At 68.5% G+C, this 15,086-nt stretch carries 17 protein-coding genes; 8 read left to right on the top strand and 9 right to left on the bottom strand.

Features of this window, described 5'->3' with window-relative positions; translation table 11 throughout:
* The first annotated feature begins 67 nt into the window (after nucleotides 1-67).
* Nucleotides 68-844 carry a maleylpyruvate isomerase family mycothiol-dependent enzyme gene (locus HF886_RS15010; protein ID WP_169622416.1) on the top strand — a complete coding sequence of 259 codons (777 nt, stop codon included), beginning with the start codon at nucleotides 68-70 and terminating at the stop codon, nucleotides 842-844.
* 4 nt (nucleotides 845-848) lie between these two features.
* Here the strand turns inward: HF886_RS15010 and HF886_RS15015 are convergent, their stop codons facing one another.
* Together HF886_RS15015 and HF886_RS15020 are read right to left on the bottom strand one after the other, a co-directional pair.
* Nucleotides 849-1,736: an alpha/beta hydrolase gene (locus HF886_RS15015; RefSeq protein ID WP_169652745.1), complete on the bottom strand. Its 888-nt coding sequence runs from the start codon at nucleotides 1,734-1,736 to the stop codon at nucleotides 849-851.
* A gap of 120 nt (nucleotides 1,737-1,856) precedes the next feature.
* Nucleotides 1,857-2,720: an AraC family transcriptional regulator gene (locus tag HF886_RS15020; protein WP_169622418.1), complete on the bottom strand. Its 864-nt coding sequence runs from the start codon at nucleotides 2,718-2,720 to the stop codon at nucleotides 1,857-1,859.
* Nucleotides 2,721-2,757: 37 nt separating this feature from the next.
* Between HF886_RS15020 and HF886_RS15025 the strand changes: the two genes are divergently transcribed.
* Entirely contained in the window at nucleotides 2,758-3,315 is a 558-nt protein-coding gene (locus tag HF886_RS15025; protein WP_169652746.1) for a TIGR03086 family metal-binding protein, read from the top strand.
* Between the two features lie 48 nt (nucleotides 3,316-3,363).
* Nucleotides 3,364-4,272, top strand: coding sequence for a pseudouridine-5'-phosphate glycosidase (locus HF886_RS15030; RefSeq protein ID WP_169652747.1), 909 nt, complete (start codon nucleotides 3,364-3,366; stop codon nucleotides 4,270-4,272).
* A 61-nt stretch (nucleotides 4,273-4,333) separates the two neighbouring features.
* On the opposite strand, the gene HF886_RS15035 is transcribed toward HF886_RS15030, so the two are convergent.
* Complete coding sequence (locus HF886_RS15035; protein ID WP_169622421.1) at nucleotides 4,334-4,999, bottom strand: NUDIX domain-containing protein; 666 nt, start codon at nucleotides 4,997-4,999, stop codon at nucleotides 4,334-4,336.
* 60 nt (nucleotides 5,000-5,059) lie between these two features.
* On the opposite strand from HF886_RS15035, the gene HF886_RS15040 reads away from it, so the two are divergent.
* Both HF886_RS15040 and HF886_RS15045 read left to right on the top strand, forming a co-directional pair.
* Nucleotides 5,060-6,064 (top strand): ADP-ribosylglycohydrolase family protein, encoded by a 1,005-nt coding sequence (locus HF886_RS15040; protein ID WP_169652748.1) that lies wholly within the window; start codon nucleotides 5,060-5,062, stop codon nucleotides 6,062-6,064.
* A gap of 58 nt (nucleotides 6,065-6,122) precedes the next feature.
* On the top strand, nucleotides 6,123-7,283 hold the full coding sequence (locus tag HF886_RS15045; RefSeq protein WP_169652749.1) for an iron-containing alcohol dehydrogenase: 1,161 nt from the start codon (nucleotides 6,123-6,125) through the stop codon (nucleotides 7,281-7,283).
* Between the two features lie 35 nt (nucleotides 7,284-7,318).
* Here the strand turns inward: HF886_RS15045 and HF886_RS15050 are convergent, their stop codons facing one another.
* Nucleotides 7,319-7,507 (bottom strand): hypothetical protein, encoded by a 189-nt coding sequence (locus HF886_RS15050; protein WP_072700161.1) that lies wholly within the window; start codon nucleotides 7,505-7,507, stop codon nucleotides 7,319-7,321.
* A 211-nt stretch (nucleotides 7,508-7,718) separates the two neighbouring features.
* Here HF886_RS15050 and HF886_RS15055 point away from each other — a divergent pair, with 211 nt between their 5' ends.
* Nucleotides 7,719-8,222 carry a carbonic anhydrase gene (locus HF886_RS15055; RefSeq protein WP_169652750.1) on the top strand — a complete coding sequence of 168 codons (504 nt, stop codon included), beginning with the start codon at nucleotides 7,719-7,721 and terminating at the stop codon, nucleotides 8,220-8,222.
* 31 nt (nucleotides 8,223-8,253) lie between these two features.
* Here the strand turns inward: HF886_RS15055 and HF886_RS15060 are convergent, their stop codons facing one another.
* Nucleotides 8,254-10,305, bottom strand: a complete 2,052-nt coding sequence (locus tag HF886_RS15060; RefSeq protein WP_169652751.1) for an elongation factor G — start codon at nucleotides 10,303-10,305, stop codon at nucleotides 8,254-8,256.
* Between the two features lie 147 nt (nucleotides 10,306-10,452).
* Here HF886_RS15060 and HF886_RS15065 point away from each other — a divergent pair, with 147 nt between their 5' ends.
* Nucleotides 10,453-10,833 carry a metalloregulator ArsR/SmtB family transcription factor gene (locus HF886_RS15065; protein ID WP_169652752.1) on the top strand — a complete coding sequence of 127 codons (381 nt, stop codon included), beginning with the start codon at nucleotides 10,453-10,455 and terminating at the stop codon, nucleotides 10,831-10,833.
* A 15-nt stretch (nucleotides 10,834-10,848) separates the two neighbouring features.
* Here the strand turns inward: HF886_RS15065 and HF886_RS15070 are convergent, their stop codons facing one another.
* Genes HF886_RS15070 through HF886_RS15085 form a run of 4 tightly spaced genes read right to left on the bottom strand, consistent with a single transcriptional unit; the run spans nucleotide 10,849 to nucleotide 13,425 of the window.
* On the bottom strand, nucleotides 10,849-11,616 hold the full coding sequence (locus HF886_RS15070; protein ID WP_169622427.1) for an ABC transporter ATP-binding protein: 768 nt from the start codon (nucleotides 11,614-11,616) through the stop codon (nucleotides 10,849-10,851).
* The gene (cbiQ, locus tag HF886_RS15075) at nucleotides 11,613-12,374 is read right to left on the bottom strand and encodes a cobalt ECF transporter T component CbiQ (RefSeq protein WP_169622428.1); all 762 of its coding nucleotides are present in this window, start codon (nucleotides 12,372-12,374) and stop codon (nucleotides 11,613-11,615) included. The genes HF886_RS15070 and cbiQ overlap by 4 nt, the downstream gene beginning before the upstream one ends.
* The gene (locus HF886_RS15080) at nucleotides 12,371-12,739 is read right to left on the bottom strand and encodes a PDGLE domain-containing protein (protein WP_169622429.1); all 369 of its coding nucleotides are present in this window, start codon (nucleotides 12,737-12,739) and stop codon (nucleotides 12,371-12,373) included. Before HF886_RS15080 ends, cbiQ begins: the two co-directional genes overlap by 4 nt.
* Nucleotides 12,736-13,425, bottom strand: coding sequence for an energy-coupling factor ABC transporter permease (locus tag HF886_RS15085; RefSeq protein ID WP_206037271.1), 690 nt, complete (start codon nucleotides 13,423-13,425; stop codon nucleotides 12,736-12,738). Before HF886_RS15085 ends, HF886_RS15080 begins: the two co-directional genes overlap by 4 nt.
* Before the next feature lie 357 nt (nucleotides 13,426-13,782).
* Here HF886_RS15085 and HF886_RS15090 point away from each other — a divergent pair, with 357 nt between their 5' ends.
* A complete protein-coding gene (locus tag HF886_RS15090; RefSeq protein ID WP_169652753.1) occupies nucleotides 13,783-15,081 on the top strand; it encodes an MFS transporter in 1,299 nt (432 codons plus the stop codon).
* The last annotated feature ends 5 nt before the right edge of the window (nucleotides 15,082-15,086 follow it).

Below are 15,086 nucleotides of genomic sequence, written 5' to 3' on the forward strand. Positions count from 1 at the left end.
CCTGATCGACTCGGACCGTGAGAATCTCGGACCGGTACGTGCACGGGCCACGGACGAGAGGATCGAGATGCTGGATTACACCAGGTACTGCGGGGAGATCACCGCACAGACCGAGTTACTGTGCTCGGTGCTGCCGGGACGGGACATGAATACCCCGGTGCCGACGTGTCCGGGCTGGAATGTGGGACAGCTGGTGCGGCATGTGGGATACGGCCACCGCTGGGCTGCCGAGGCAGTGCGTACCGGAGCGACGACGCCCCCGGACGACTCGGCGATGCGTGAGCTGTCCTCGTACGTCGACGAAGATCCTGATCAGCTGGTGCCGTGGTTGCTTGCGGGCGCACTCGATCTGGAATCGTCCCTGCGCGAGGCCGGTCCCGAGCGGGCGGTCTGGACCCCGATGCCGGTCGGCCCGCAGACCCCGCAGTTCTATGCGCGACGCTTCACCCAGGAGACTGCAGTGCACCGTGCCGATGCCGTGCTGGCGCTGGGCGAGGGGTTCGATCTCAGCCACGATGTCGCACTCGACGCCGTCGACGAGTGGCTCGATCTTGCTGTGGTGACGTGGCCGAGGATGAGCGACCGCCGGCACGCGCTGCACGGACCCGATAGCACTCTCCATTTCCACGCGACCGATTCGCATGCGGAGTGGGTCGTGGACCTCACCGGCGACGAGTTCGTCTGGCGCCGTGCGCACGAGAAGAGTGCGGTGGCGGTGCGGGGACCGTTGGTCGAGTTGATGCTGGTGCTTTATCGCCGACGAGCAGTCGCCGACGCCGAGGTCGAGGTGTTCGGCGATGCCGCGCTGCTGGATTCATGGCTCGATGTGGTCGCGTTCGGCTGAACGGTCAGAGAATGTCCCGCAGGATGCCGGCGAGTTCCCGGGGCGCGTCGCTCTGTACGGAATGCCCGGAGCCCGGTACCACGTGCACATCCAGCCCGGGGACGCGTCGACGCGCCTCGTCGACGTCCTCTTCGGTGACGTAGGCCGAAGCGCCACCGCGCACCAGCGAGACGGGTCCGTCTAGTGCGGCGAGGTCGTCCCACAGCGGGGTGAAGTCGCGCATGGTGCGCATCCGGTCGTAACGCCACTCCCATCGTCCGTCGCTGCGCTGCCGCGTGTTGTGGACGACGCCGCGCCGGATCGACGACGGTGATCGGTGCGGTGCCGCCGCGGCGGTGAGGGCGACGATCTCGTCGAACGTGTCGAAGACGGCCGGTCCCGCCGCGAGAGCGACGGTTCCGCGTTGATTTTCGGCCATGCCCTGGTGCCGCCGGAACGATGCCGGGGTGACGTCGACGAGGACGGTGCGGCGCACGAGTTCCGGTGCGAGGGAGCCGAGCCGGAGGGCGGTCAAGCCCCCGAGCGACATGCCGACCACGGCCTCCGCACGAGGCGCCCAGCGGCGGACGGCGTGCGCCACCGCTTCGGCGTTCGGCCACGGCGAGTAGTCGCCGTCGTCGCGCCAGGAGGAGTGGCCGTGACCGGGGAGGTCGACGGCGAGCGCGGGCACCCCGAGTGCGAGGACCACCGAGTCCCAGGTGTGTGCGTTCTGGGCTCCGCCGTGCAGGAACACGAGGCGGGGAGAGACGTCGCCCCACAGCAGCGCGCTGGTGTGCCCGCCGTCGTGTTCGGCGCGCACCCGCCGCACGGTCGGCGGTACGGGGAGTTCGAGGCCCAACTCCGCGGCGTTCTCGGGAAGCAGCGCGAACTCGTCGGTGCGGTGCGGATCCATGAGGACTTCTCTACGCGACTACCGGGCGAGAAGCCAGATGTGGCTCGGCGCGAACGGAACCGCATGTTGTCAGGGAGTGGAGCGCGGCAGGGACGATCGCGCTGCGAGGCGCGGGCTCCGTCATGCCCGGGAGGACGGTCCGGAGTAAAGATCGGCGAACGCGCCGGGCGTCACGCCCACGGCGTTCTTGAAGTCGCGCACGAAATGCGGTTGGTCGGCGTACCCGAGGACGGCGGCGACCTCGGACAGCGAACCGGACTTCTCGCGCAGGCGGCCCGCGGCCTCCTGGAGGCGCCGCCGCTGGATCAGCCATTTCGGGGTAAGTCCGATGCGCCGGTGGACGAGTCGCTGCAGCGCGCGCTCGGAGAGACCGAATTCGTTGCGTACCTGTTCTACGCGCAACACGTCCGGGTTGTCCTCCACGAACGCCACGACACGGTTGACGAGGCGGCCCTCGTCGTCGACCGGCAGGTAGCGCCGGAAGACCTCGTCGTAGACGCCCATCACCGCGTGGTGAGCCTCGGGGGACCGCGGATCGCGGCGCATCATCTCGCGCACCCGATCGACGACACGGACGCCCGCGTCGCCGAGGACCTCCGGCACCTCCACGATCCGGTCGGTGAACGACGCGAGTGGCCCACCGGCCACGAGGGCACCCGCCGCGGGGGCGAGCATGACACCGGCGGCCCAGCCCTCACCTGTCAGAACGGTGGTCGACAAACCGGACTCGACACCGTAGAAGCGGGCGTAGTCCTCGGTGATCACGACCAGGCATACGGGATACCGCAGCACGTGCTGCGGAGCCTCCCGACCCGGAGGGACCCGCCACACGGGAATCCAGTAGCGCCGGACCACGTCGCCCAGATCGGGGGATGCCGGGTATCGGAAGATGGTGTGCGTTGTGTCGTTCGGGTGTCTCAGGTGTGCGCGCTCGATCGGCTCGCCGTCGTCTGGCTTTCCGGAGTCCCCGGTGTCGGATTTCATCAATACCTCGCACTGGGCGATCGATAGCGTCGCACCCATGAATACAACAGCGATCCGACACAGCGAAGCAGAACAGCGACTCGGCGCGGTCGTGGGCGCGTTGAAGGCCGAGGACTGGGACCGCCCGTCACCGTGCGAGGGGTGGACCGCGCGCGACGTCCTGAGCCATATCATCGATACCCAACGCGAATTCTTCACCGGCCGCGACCTCGACCTCGGTGATCGGCCCTCCCTCGACGACCCGGCCGGTGCATGGCAGAAGCACAACGCCCGGGTGGCGGACATCGTCGCGGACGACGCCCTCGTGAACACGCCCTACGACGGGTACTTCGGACCCACGACCATCGGAGCGACCTTCGACCAGTTCTACGTCTGGGACATGATCGTGCATCGATGGGACCTCGCCACCAGCGCAGGCCTCGAGGAGACGTTCAACGACGCCGAACTCGAGCGGATCGAGGCCGGAGCGGACAGTTTCGGCGACTCGCTCTACATGGACGGGGTGTGCGCACCGGGTGTCGAGGCACCGGAGGGCGCCGACCGGTCGACTCGAGTGCTCGCGCGCCTGGGGCGCCGTCGTCCCCACGCCGTGTGAGAGTGCAGGACACGGCCGGCGCGCGGCCCGGCCGTTAGTCTCGGGCGTATGAGCGAACCGATCGTGGTGTCCGGACCCGTGCGGGAGGCGCTGGCCGAACGTCGCCCCGTAGTCGCGCTCGAATCGACCATCTTCACGCACGGCCTGACCCGGCCCCGAAACGTGGCGGTCGCTCTGGCCGCCGAACAGCAGTTGCGTGACGCGGGTGCTGTCCCGGCAACCGTGGGCGTCGTCGACGGGGTCCCCACGGTCGGCCTCTCCGAGGAGCAGATCGTCACACTCGGAGACGCCGAGAGCGAGGTGGTCAAGGTCGGGATACGCGACCTGCCGATGGCCGCGCTCAAGCGGACACACGGCGGCACGACGGTCGCCGCGACCGCGTTTCTCGCGCATCACGCCGGGATCGGGGTATTCGCCACCGGCGGTCTCGGCGGCGTACATCGAGGCGCCGCCACCACCTTCGACGAAAGCGCGGATATCGTTGCGCTGGCGTCGATTCCGATTCTCGTTGTGAGCGCCGGTGTCAAATCGGTCCTCGATGTCCCCGCCACGCTCGAACGTTTCGAAACACTCGGGGTGGTGGTCGCCGGGTACCGCACCGCCCGCTTCCCCGGGTTCTACGTGCGGGACAGCGGCTGCGTCGTCGACGACATCACTTCACCCGAAGACGCGGCAGCGCTCGCCCGCGCCCGCAACGCTCTCGGGCTCCGTTCGGCGGTGGTGGTGGGCAATCCTGTGGACGCGTCGGCTCAGGTGGACCCGGAGTTGCACGACCGGGTCCTCGTCGAGGCGGAGCGTGAGGCAGCGGTTTCGGGACTTCGCGGCAAGAGTCTCACTCCGTTCCTGCTCGAGCACATGCATCGCGCGACGGACGGCCGTACGCTCGAGACGAATATCGCTGCGTACCAGGGCAATGTCGCTCTCGGCGCGGCGATCGCGAGGGCATTGGTGTCCTGACACGCGCACGTCACCGCACCGGGAATGTCACCGCACCGGAAATCTCACCACACCGGGAATCTCACTGCAGCAGAAATGCGGTGGTGGCGGGCGGCAGCGCGACGTCGCGTCGCCGGTAGATTTCGGCAGGGCGGCCGGTGCCTTCGCGGCGGAGCTCGCCGGTGGGTTCGAGCCCGTGCAGCAGATGCCGCCGGAACGTGTCCTTGGGGTAGCGGCGGTCGAAGACGATTTCGTAGAGACGGCGCAGATCCAGCACGGTGAACTCGTCGCCGAGAAATCGGGCCGGGTCCACGGCGGCCGAGTAACGGGCTCGCAGGTCGTCGACGGCCAGTTCCACGATGGTGGCGTGGTCGAATGCGAGATCGGCGATGCCGGTGACGGGGGTGAGCTGGGCTTCGGCTGGGATCTCGGCGACGGGAACGGCCGCTCCGTGCGCCATCGACAGCACCCACCCTCGATCGTCGCGTCCTGGGTCGTCGAGCATCGCGAGCTGGTGGAACTCGATCCCCGAGAGCGAGGCCTTGTCGCGCAGAGCCCGGCGAGCCGCGTCGGCGAGCCGTTCTCCGGGACGGAGAAACGTCCCGGGAAGTGCCGATGTGCCGTCGGGTCGCTCGATGACCAGTACTTTCAGCGTTTCGTCGACGGTGAGTACCGCGACGTCCACCGCCACGGACGGGCGCGGATAGTCGGTGAGGGACTTGCCCCGAGGATCGGTCCAGGCCTGCATCTCCCCATTCAATCAAATGTGCGCTAATATTTGCGCAGAATTGATCGAAGGGGAGACGGTATGAGGCTGACGACAGCACAGAACGACCGGGCGGCAGGGGTCCTGCTCGCCACCGCAGCGGGTGACGCACTCGGCGCGGGCTACGAATTCACCTATCCCACTCCGGAGACAGCGATCCGCATGATCGGTGGGGGACTCGGTCCGTTCGCTCCCGGTGAGTGGACGGACGACACGTCCATGGCGCTCGCGATCGCGGAGGTTTCCGCCACCGGAGCCGACATCGGTGCCGGCGACGGACTCGACGCCGTCGCCGCCGGGTTCGCACGCTGGTATGCGTCCGGGCCCAAGGACATCGGAAACCAGACCTGCGCGGTGCTGAGTACAGCGCAGCCGACCGCAGCGTCGATGACCGAGCGGGCGCGCGCCCTCCCCGGCAGGAAGGGCGGCAACGGGTCGCTCATGCGGACCGCGCCTGTGGGGATTGCCTACCTCGCCGACGGCGAGCGATGTGTCGCGGCAGCCCGCGACATCAGTCGTCTCACGCACGACGATCCCGAGGCCGTCGAGGCATGCATGCTGTGGTCGTTCGCGATCCGGCACGCCGTCCTCCACGGCACGTTCGACGGCGTCGACGCCGGTCTGGAAACGCTGCCGGGAGACGCGGCACGGCGCTGGTCGACCTTGCTCGACGATGCCCGCACAGCTTCCGACCCGCGGGTCTTCGACAACAACGGGTGGGTGGTCCATGCGCTGCAGACGGCGTGGTGGGCCGTGTGCCATGCCGACGCGACCGGCCCCGGTCATCTTCCCCAGGCACTCGAACTCGCCGTACGTGCCGGGCGCGACACCGACACCACCGCGGCGATCGCCGGTGGGCTGCTCGGCGCCCGGTGGGGTGCGTCGGCAGTACCCGCGCAGTGGCAGCGGATCCTGCACGGCTGGCCCGGGTACCGGTCGCAGGACCTCGTGCGCCTCGCCTTGCGCACCGCATGGGCGGGCGCGGGCGACGACCGCCACCGGCCCGACGCCGAGATCGACTACGCGCAGTTTCTCGTCGAGGAGTGACTCGGCCCGCTCGTTGGGGTAGACATCCTTCGGACCGAATTGTGACGAAGGGATCCACGTGGCCGCACACATTGCTCTTCCCCGCGTGATGCGGATCGGCGGGGGCGCCGTCGACGAGATCGGTGAGGTGGTGGCCGGGCTGGGGCTGTCCCGGCCGCTCGTGGTGACCGACCGGTTCATGGTCGGGACCGGCGCAGTGGATCGCATGGTGTCACGGCTCGGCGCGGCCGGACTCGCAACGGCGGTGTTCGCCGATACCGTTCCCGATCCCACCACCGACTCCCTCGTCGCGGGTCTCGAGGCAGTCGCCGCCCACGATGCCGATTGCGTCATCGGTTTCGGTGGCGGCAGCCCGATGGACACCGCCAAGGCGCTCGGGTTGCTGGCCGTCCACGGTGGGCAGATGAGCGAGTACAAGGCCCCCCGCATCAACAACGGTCCGGCGCTACCCGTCGTCGCGGTTCCGACCACGGCCGGGAGTGGTTCGGAGGCAACGCAGTTCACCGTGATCAGCGACAGTGTCACCAACGAGAAGATGCTGTGCCCGGGCGCGGCGTTCCTGCCGATCGCGGCGGTGGTCGACTACCGGCTGACGTTGACGATGCCTCCGCGACTGACTGCCGACACCGGGGTCGACGCGCTCACCCACGCGATCGAGGCGTACGTCAGCAAGAAGTCCACTCCGTTTTCGGACACGTTGGCCCTCGCTGCGATCGAGACCATCGGAAGAGTTCTGCGACGCGTCTACGTGAACGGCAACGACGAAGACGCCCGGGAGCAGATGATGCTCGCGGCCACCCAGTCGGGGATCGCGTTCTCGAACTCGAGCGTCGCCCTCGTCCACGGGATGAGCCGGCCGATCGGCGCGCATTTCCACGTCGCGCACGGTTTGTCGAACGCGATGCTGTTCCCCGCGGTGACCGCCTTCTCGGTGCGGGCTGCCGAATCCCGCTATGCGGACTGTGCCCGCGCGCTGGGCGTCGCCACCTCCGGCGACCACGACGCCGCTGCGGCGGACAGCCTGGTCGCCGCGCTGGCGGAACTGTGCCGCGACGTCGAAGTGCCCACGCCTCGTGCCTACGGCATCGACAGACGTGACTGGGACTCGCTGATACCGCTCATGGCGGAACAGGCCCTGGCATCGGGATCGCCGAACAACAATCCGCTCGTGCCCACGGCGGAGGAGATCCGCGACCTGTACGCCCGGATCTACGACTGACGGCAGATCCGGGCGTGGAGGCAGGGGGAAACGGTTTACTCGGGTGCCTGGTCGTCGGGCTCGACAGGCTCGGTTTCCTCGCGATCCGAAGGGCTACCGGCCTTACCTTCCCGCTCGTGCTCGGCTTCGACGCGTTCTTCCATGTCGTCCACCAGTCGAGAGATCTTCTCGCCGGTGAGGTCGTCGTTGTCGGCAGGGGTGCCCGGGCGCTCGGATTCAGCCATCGAAATCCGTCCTTTCGTGAAGTTGCCCGGCACGGGACCGCGCCCGTGCTCGGGACAGCACTTGCGATACCCGGGCAGATCGTCGACGAAACCGGCACGAGGCGAATCCCACACCGGGCCGAATTCGGATCAGGGTGATCGGCACGCTGGCCGGGCGGGTGAGACCGGAGGAGGATGGTACGACCGTGCCCGACGACGTGGAGATGAGCGCGTGACAGTCACCGACGAATATCTGAACAACAACAAGTCGTATTCGGCCGGGTTCACCGGCCCCCTGCCGCTGCCCCCGAGCAAGCACATCGCCATCGTGGCGTGCATGGATGCGCGGCTCGACGTGTACCGCGCCCTGGGCATAGCGGAAGGGGAGGCACACGTGATTCGCAATGCGGGCGGCGCGGTGACCGACGACGTGATCCGTTCGCTCGCCATCAGCCGGCGACTCCTCGGCACCGAGGAGATCGTGCTCATCCACCACACCGACTGCGGCGTGCTGACCTTTACCGACGACGAGTTCACCCGCGCCGTCGAGCAGGACACCGGGATCCGGCCGCAGTGGGCCCCGGAAGCGTTCCGCGACCCCGAGGAAGACGTGCGTCAGTCGCTGCGCCGGATCGAAGTGAGCCCGTTCGTCACCGAACCGACCTCACTCCGCGGGTTCGTCTTCGACGTCGCTACGGGCAGGCTGAACGAGGTGGCGCACGAACGGACCTCGTGACGAGATCCCGACGTGCTCGCCGAGAGAAGACTCAGCTCGCCGACGACGAGGTCATCCGCGCAGCGAGGTTGTCCGGCATCGGCTCGTGCCGAAGGTACATCCGCGCGAACTCGGCGGTGCCCTGAGTGATGGCCCGCAGTTCGACGGGATAGCGGCTGAGTTCGATTTCGGGAACCTCCGCGCGCAGCAGGGCTGTTCCCGGTTCGGGAGATTCGGTGCCGAGGACGCGACCGCGCCGTGCGGAGAGGTCGCCGAGCACCGCGCCGAGGAACTCCTCCGGCACGATCACACGGACCGCGGCTACCGGTTCGAGAATGCGGACAGTGCTGTGCGCCGCCGCATCTCGCAACGCGAGCCCCGCGGCGGCCTGGAATGCGGCGTCGGAGGAGTCCACCGAATGAGCCTTGCCGTCGACGAGCGTGACCTGCACGTCGACAAGGGGGCATCCGGCCGAGGCGACCCCCTTCTCTGCCTGTGCGTACACACCCTTCTCGACCGACGGGATGAACTGCCGCGGTACCGCGCCGCCGACCACGCGTTCGGCGAACACCACCCCGCTTCCCATCGGCAAAGGCTCGACTTCGACGTCGACCACCGCGTACTGGCCGTGCCCACCGGATTGCTTGACGAGCCGCCCGTGTCCGGGCGCGGGCGTCGCGAAGGTTTCGCGGAGCGCTACGGCAAATTCCACCGGATCGACCTGAACTCCGTGCCGGGTGCGGAGACGGTCGAGTACCAGTTCCGCGTGCGCTTCACCCGTGCACCACAGCACGATCTGGTTGGTATCGGGATTGTGCTCGACGCGCACGCCCGGATCTTCCGCCGCGAGCCGTGACAACGCCTGCGACAACTTGTCGTCGTCGGTGCGAGTGTGCGCCTCGATCGCGACGGGCAGCAACGGTGTCGGGGTCGGCCACATATCCAGGTGCGCAGGCCGATCCGGCTCGTGCAGCACGTCACCGGGCTGTGCGGTCGCGAGTTTCCCGACCGACACCAGGTCGCCCGCGACGGCCTCTCCGACGGGCCGCTGCTGTTTGCCGAAGGGACTCGACAACGAGGGGATACGGTCGCGCGAATCGCGGTCGCCACCAGTGAGCGCAAGCGTCGAATCCGGACGGAGCGTGCCGGCATAGACGCGCACCAGGCTGATCCGGCCGACATACGAATCTCCCGCGACGCGGACGATCTGTGCCACCAGATCCGCGTCCGGGTCGCACGCAGGTGCACCGCGCGACCGCCGGGTGGGATCGGGGAAACCCGTGGTGATCAGCTCGAGCAACTCGACGGCACCCACCCCGTACTCTGTGGCGGGAACCGCGGGATGTAGCGCGCAGGAGAGGAATTCGCGTGTCAGCCCTTCCTCGAGCGAGGCGGTGTCGAGTTGTTCGCCCGCGATGAACCGTTCCATGAGCGTGTCGTCCTGCCCCGAGATGGCCTCCACCAGCGCTTCGCGTACGTCCTCGGACACGGGGGACGGGCCCGGTTCGCCGTAACGGCGTCCGGTCAGCAAACCCATCGAGCCGACCGGCCGGTCACCGTCGTACACGGGGTAGAACAGTGCGCGCAGCGTGTCCGGGCCGAGGCCGAACGCGTCGTGGCATTCGGAGAGGACGTCGTCGTAGCTGCGCCGGGCGATGTCCAGTTTGTTCACGACGATCGCGCGGGGAATCTTCTCCTCGTCGCACTCGCGCCACAACGCGCGGGTCGCGGCGGAGATCGGGTCGGTGGACGAGACGACGAAGATCGCGGCGTCGGCAGCGTGCAAGCCCGCCCGGACTTCGGCGTCGAAATCGGGGTGACCCGGTGTGTCGATCAGATTGATCTTGATGCCCTTCCATTCGAGCGCGAGCACCGTCAACTGCACCGACCGCTGATGTCTCTGCTCGATCTCCTCGTAGTCGGACACCGTGGTGCCCTCGGCGACCCGCCCGGCGCGTCCCACCGCACCCGTCGCGGCCGCCAGCGACTCGGCGAGGGTGGTTTTCCCGGTGCCGGTACACCCGACGAGCGCGACATTGCGGATTCGATCGGGGCTGTCGGCGACGGGCGCCTGCCTGCTGCGTGCTGCGGTGCGATCGGGCATCGGCGTGCTCCTCGGGTGGCCTGAGCACAGTCTAAGCGGGTTCTCCCCAGCTCACGGCCGAATATTGCCCTCGGTCAATCGGGTTGGCGGAGCGGCCTATCGGGCGATGTGCAGTCGTGAGAGAACAGAGCTTCGTACACTCGGTGCATGACGGTGGACGCGGTGTTCGACTCCGACGATGTGCGCCGCGCGGCCGCCGCCCTCCGGACGCCGGACATCGCGCGGTGGGCGGATCGTTTCGAACTGTTGTCCGACGTCAACCGGCTGCGGTTGCTGATGTGCCTGCACCATGCCCCGGGGATCTGCGTCACCGATCTTGCCGCGGCCCTCGAGATGACCGGGACCGCCGTCTCCCACGCGCTGCGTTTGCTACGAAATCGTGGCTGGGTCACCGCGGAGCGGGAAGGACGCCTGGTGCGGTACCGGCTCGCGGACACCACGGTGCACGAACTTCTCCATTCCATCGGGGCCACGCACGAGCAGGCGGGCCATTCGCACACGCACCGCCATCGCACAGTGCGTTCCTGAGGCGGGTCTCCGGCGTCATTCCCCGTCGTGCGCGTGTGCCGCCCGCGGCGTCAGGCTGAATCCCCACGGGAGCTCGAGGCGGTTCTGCGCGAGCAGACCGGAGTCGGACAGGATCGTCTCGATCGGGCCGTCCGCCGCGAGGCGTCCGTCGTTGAGGATCACCGCCCGGGTGCACAGTTGCGCCGCGTAGGGCAGGTCGTGGGTGACCACCAGCATCGTGGTGCCCAGGCCGAGCAGCACCTCCGCCAGTTCCCTCCGGGACACCGGGTCGAGATCGTTGGACGGCTCGTCGAGCACGAGTACCTCGGGCCGGCAGGACAGCACCGTCGCCAGCGCGACTCGCCGCTGCTGCCCGGCCGAGAGATGCATCGTCGTGCGCCCGGAGTGTTCCTCCATCCCCACCGCCTCGAGCGCGGACTGCACCCTCGAGCCGAGTTCCGGTTCCGGCACCCCGAAGTTGGCCGGTCCGAACGCCACGTCCTGGGACACGGTGGGCATGAAGAGCTGGTCGTCGGGGTTCTGGAACACAAGGCCGACGCGGCTGCGAATTCCGCGCAGCGTACGGCGCGTCACGGGCGTTCCACCGATTCGTACGGTCCCGGACGACGGAGCCAGAACGCCGTTGAGGTGCAGCATGAGGGTGGTTTTGCCGGACCCGTTGGGACCGAGGACGGCGACCCGCTCGCCGGGCTCGACTGCGAGGTCGATACCGCGCAGTGCGTGACGGCCGTCGGGATACACGTGCTGCACCCCCTCGAGTTCGACGGCGGGGGACGTGCTCACAACCCGCCCCACGCTGCCGCGCACACCGCGCCGGCGAGTGCCGCGGGCATCAGGCCGAATGCCCACGCTGTCCGGGTCGCCGCCGATCCCGTGGCGGGCACGGCACCGGTGAAACCCCGGGAAAGCATCGCCCAGTGCACCCGCTCGCCGCGTTCGTACGCGCGCACGAACAACGACCCGACACCGCGTGCCGTCGCCCCGATGCGGTGGAGCATCCGCGGATCGTCGCCTCGCGAGCGCCGCGCGATATCCATGCTCTTCGCTTCGGCGGCGAGCAACGTGGCATAGCGCAGCATCAGCAGGACCACGGTGGTGATGAGCGGCGGGACGTGTAACCGTGTCAGACCGCCGGGCAGATCCTGAACCGGTGTGGTCGCGGCGAGGATGAGGGACGCGAGCACACCCAAGGTGCCCTTGACCACGATGCCCCACGCCGCATACAGGCCCGGCACCGACAGGGACAGCCCCAGCCACTCCACGCGTGTCCCGGACTCCGCGAACGGCAGCAGCACCGCGAGAACCAGGAACGGCAGTTCGATGGACATACGGGGCAACAGCCACGACAGCCGGATACGAGCAGCGACGCAGACCGCCGCGACGATCGAGAAATACAGCGCGAACGCCCACATCGCTTCACGGGGTGTCGCGACCACCACGAACGTGAAGACGACCGCACCGACGATCTTCACCTCGGTGGGGAGCCTGCGGGCTGCCGCGGTGACGGTGGCCGCACCGTTCTCGATCGTCGGGGTGCTCACGGCCCGGTTTTCCCGAGGGGCGCGTCGCTCCGGGCGGGCTTCCGGCGGCGTGCCAGCACCATGAACAACCCCGCTGCGAACACCAGCGTGGCGACCGCGCCGACGATCCCGGCCACGCCGGTGGTCCCTTCGCGTTCGGCGACGGCGTAGTCGGCGAGCGGGCTCGTTGCCAATGCGTGGTCTTCGGCGCCGATCGCGGGACAGTCACCGGCGAGGGACTCGCTCGTATCGCTCTCGGCGACCTCGCAGCCCCGCACGGTCGCGGCTTCGAGCCCGTCGGGATTCGGGTCGGCGAACGAGGACACCACCCCGGCGAGGAGCAGCACCGCCGCACCCAGCACGATCAGAACGGCTTTTCGGCTCATACCGGACTCCGATCACCTTGACGCAACGGCCGGAGGAGATAGACCAGGTCGGGGCGCGCTCGTGCCACCGCCATCACCGTCACGGCCGTGATCACTCCTTCGCCCATGCCGATGAGGACGTGCACGCCGATCAGGAACGGTGCGATGGTCCCGATCGAACCCGCGGTGCCGCCGACGGCGTATTCGACGAGGAAGCCCGCGGCCGCGACCACCGTGGCGACCACCGCGGCCACGAAGGATACGACGCCGAGGACCGCGACGCCCGAGGACCGGCGCAGAAGCGGACGCAAGGCGACGGCCGTTCCGTACCCGGCGGCGACTCCCAGCAACGCCATGTTGGTGACGTTGGTTCCGAGTGCGGTGAGCCCGCCGTCGGCGAACAGCAGTGCTTGCACGACGAGCACGACTGTCAGGCAGAGTGCGGCTGTCGCCGGGCCCACCAGGATCGCGGCGAGGGCACCTCCGAGGACGTGCCCGCTGACACCGGGAAGCACCGGAAAGTTGATCATCTGCAGGGCGAACACGAACGCGGCGACGAGACCGGCGAGGGGAGCGGTTCGTTCGTCGAGTTCCCGTCGTGCGCGGGGCAGCGCCACCGCGAGCCCGAGCGCGGCGATCACGAAGAACACAGCCGATGTCGGTGCGTTGATCAGACCGTCGCTCATGTGCATTGCCGAGACGTCCATAGAGTTCCCTCCGACGTGGAAGATCATTCGACCCTACCTGCCCGACTGAACAGTCGGACATGTTTTACGCCGACCCTCCGACGTGAAATATGCGCCGAGAACGCATGATTCGGACATCTCGCACAACGAGGACGGCGTCACGCCGGTCGACGCGGATGCGGGCGCGCATCCGCCGGACGAATCGGCGCCGGGATATCGCGCCAGCGGCACGATCGTGCATGTTCGGAGAAACCCGGTCGTTCCTGTAGAATTCTCGGGTTGCTTCGGGTCGGGCACGGCGGGAGGTCGGGACGCCGTGCATCTGTTTTGTGCACGCAGAAAAGTCTTGTGCACGCAGAAAGTCCCGAAAAGGTATCGATGTCCCGCAGTTCACGTTCCGCCCCCTCGCATTTCCGTGTCATGCACGATCTGGTCGGGTCGGCGTACTTCCCGATCTCGGCGCTGGCCCGGCTACCGCTGTCCATGCTGGTGCTCGGCGTTCTCACCTATGTCGTCGCCTCGTCGTCCGACTTCGCCGCCGCCGGCATCGCTGCGGCGGTCACCGGCGTGGGAGTCGCGGTCGGGGCACCGCTGTCCGGTATCGCCTCCGATCGCTGGGGCCAGCGGCCGACGCTGCTCGTCTCGACCGCCGTCTATGTGGTCGCAGTCGTCGCGGTGCTCGCCGCCGGAAGTTCCCACGGCGTAGGCGAGGCGTTACCGCCGACCCTGCTGGCCGCCGCGTTCGTCGCCGGTCTCGTCGTTCCGCAATGCGGTCCCATGACACGCGTGCGCTGGATTCGCGGTTTGTCCGCGCGCGGCGCGGACGAGGCGGTGGAAGAAGCCCAGGGGTACGAGGGAACCATGGACGAACTCGGATTCGTCCTCGGCCCCGCGGCGGTCGGCATCATCGCCGCGGCGTTCGGTGCTGCCGCACCGTTGTACGTCCTGATCGCCCTGACGGCCGTCGTCGTGCCCTGGTTCGCGGTACACCCCAGTGCCCGATTCGCGGCGCCCGTGCACCGGTCCGGACCGGTCGGCGGCAGCGCCCCGGACACCGGACCCGCCGCAGTGTCGTGGGGTCCGGTGGCAATTCTGCTGACCGGAATGCTCGGTATCGGAACGATTTTCGGGTCGCTCGCCACCATCACGACCGTCTTCGCCGACGAGACCGGGCACCCCGGCAGCGGCGGACTGATCTACGCCGCGCTCGGGCTTGCCTCCGGCGCAGCGGCGTTGAGCGTGTCCCGGTGGAGTGGACGCTTGACCGTTCCGGTGCGGTGGCTGGGGTGCGCGGTGCTGCTCGTTCCCGCACTGGCGTTGCTGTGGCTGCCGAGCGCGCCGTGGCAGATGGCCGTTGTCCTGTTCCTCATCGGCGCGCCGATCGGTCCGGTCCTGGTGACGATTTTCAGGGTGGCTGGCGACTACACGCCGGCACGGCGACTCGGACTCGTCATGACGTTGCTCAGCGCCGGGATCACCTTGGGCACCTCGATCGGTAACTGGGTCGGCGGCGCACTCGCCGATGCCGGAGGGCACTCGGCCGCCACCTGGGTGGCGCTCGGCGCGGGGCTGGCTCTGTTAGCGTCCGGGGTGGTCTTCACCGCCGTGCGCTCCCGCGCCGCGACCCGCACGCCCGAACCGCCGACGACCCGGGAACTGCTCGAGTCCGTTTACTGATCCGT

The organism is Rhodococcus sp. 105337 (genome assembly GCF_012844225.1).
Lineage (GTDB): Bacteria > Actinomycetota > Actinomycetes > Mycobacteriales > Mycobacteriaceae > Rhodococcus.

Bases quoted from the DNA above. Each gene is read 5' to 3' on its own strand.
- HF886_RS15010 (WP_169622416.1), top strand. From the start codon at position 68: ATGCTGGATTACACCAGGTACTGCGGGGAGATCACCGCACAGACCGAG.
- HF886_RS15015 (WP_169652745.1), bottom strand. From the start codon at position 1,736: ATGGATCCGCACCGCACCGACGAGTTCGCGCTGCTTCCCGAGAACGCC.
- HF886_RS15020 (WP_169622418.1), bottom strand. From the start codon at position 2,720: ATGAAATCCGACACCGGGGACTCCGGAAAGCCAGACGACGGCGAGCCG.
- HF886_RS15025 (WP_169652746.1), top strand. From the start codon at position 2,758: ATGAATACAACAGCGATCCGACACAGCGAAGCAGAACAGCGACTCGGC.
- HF886_RS15030 (WP_169652747.1), top strand. From the start codon at position 3,364: ATGAGCGAACCGATCGTGGTGTCCGGACCCGTGCGGGAGGCGCTGGCC.
- HF886_RS15035 (WP_169622421.1), bottom strand. From the start codon at position 4,999: ATGCAGGCCTGGACCGATCCTCGGGGCAAGTCCCTCACCGACTATCCG.
- HF886_RS15040 (WP_169652748.1), top strand. From the start codon at position 5,060: ATGAGGCTGACGACAGCACAGAACGACCGGGCGGCAGGGGTCCTGCTC.
- HF886_RS15050 (WP_072700161.1), bottom strand. From the start codon at position 7,507: ATGGCTGAATCCGAGCGCCCGGGCACCCCTGCCGACAACGACGACCTC.
- HF886_RS15060 (WP_169652751.1), bottom strand. From the start codon at position 10,305: ATGCCCGATCGCACCGCAGCACGCAGCAGGCAGGCGCCCGTCGCCGAC.
- HF886_RS15065 (WP_169652752.1), top strand. From the start codon at position 10,453: ATGACGGTGGACGCGGTGTTCGACTCCGACGATGTGCGCCGCGCGGCC.
- HF886_RS15080 (WP_169622429.1), bottom strand. From the start codon at position 12,739: ATGAGCCGAAAAGCCGTTCTGATCGTGCTGGGTGCGGCGGTGCTGCTC.
- HF886_RS15085 (WP_206037271.1), bottom strand. From the start codon at position 13,425: ATGGACGTCTCGGCAATGCACATGAGCGACGGTCTGATCAACGCACCG.
- HF886_RS15090 (WP_169652753.1), top strand. From the start codon at position 13,783: ATGTCCCGCAGTTCACGTTCCGCCCCCTCGCATTTCCGTGTCATGCAC.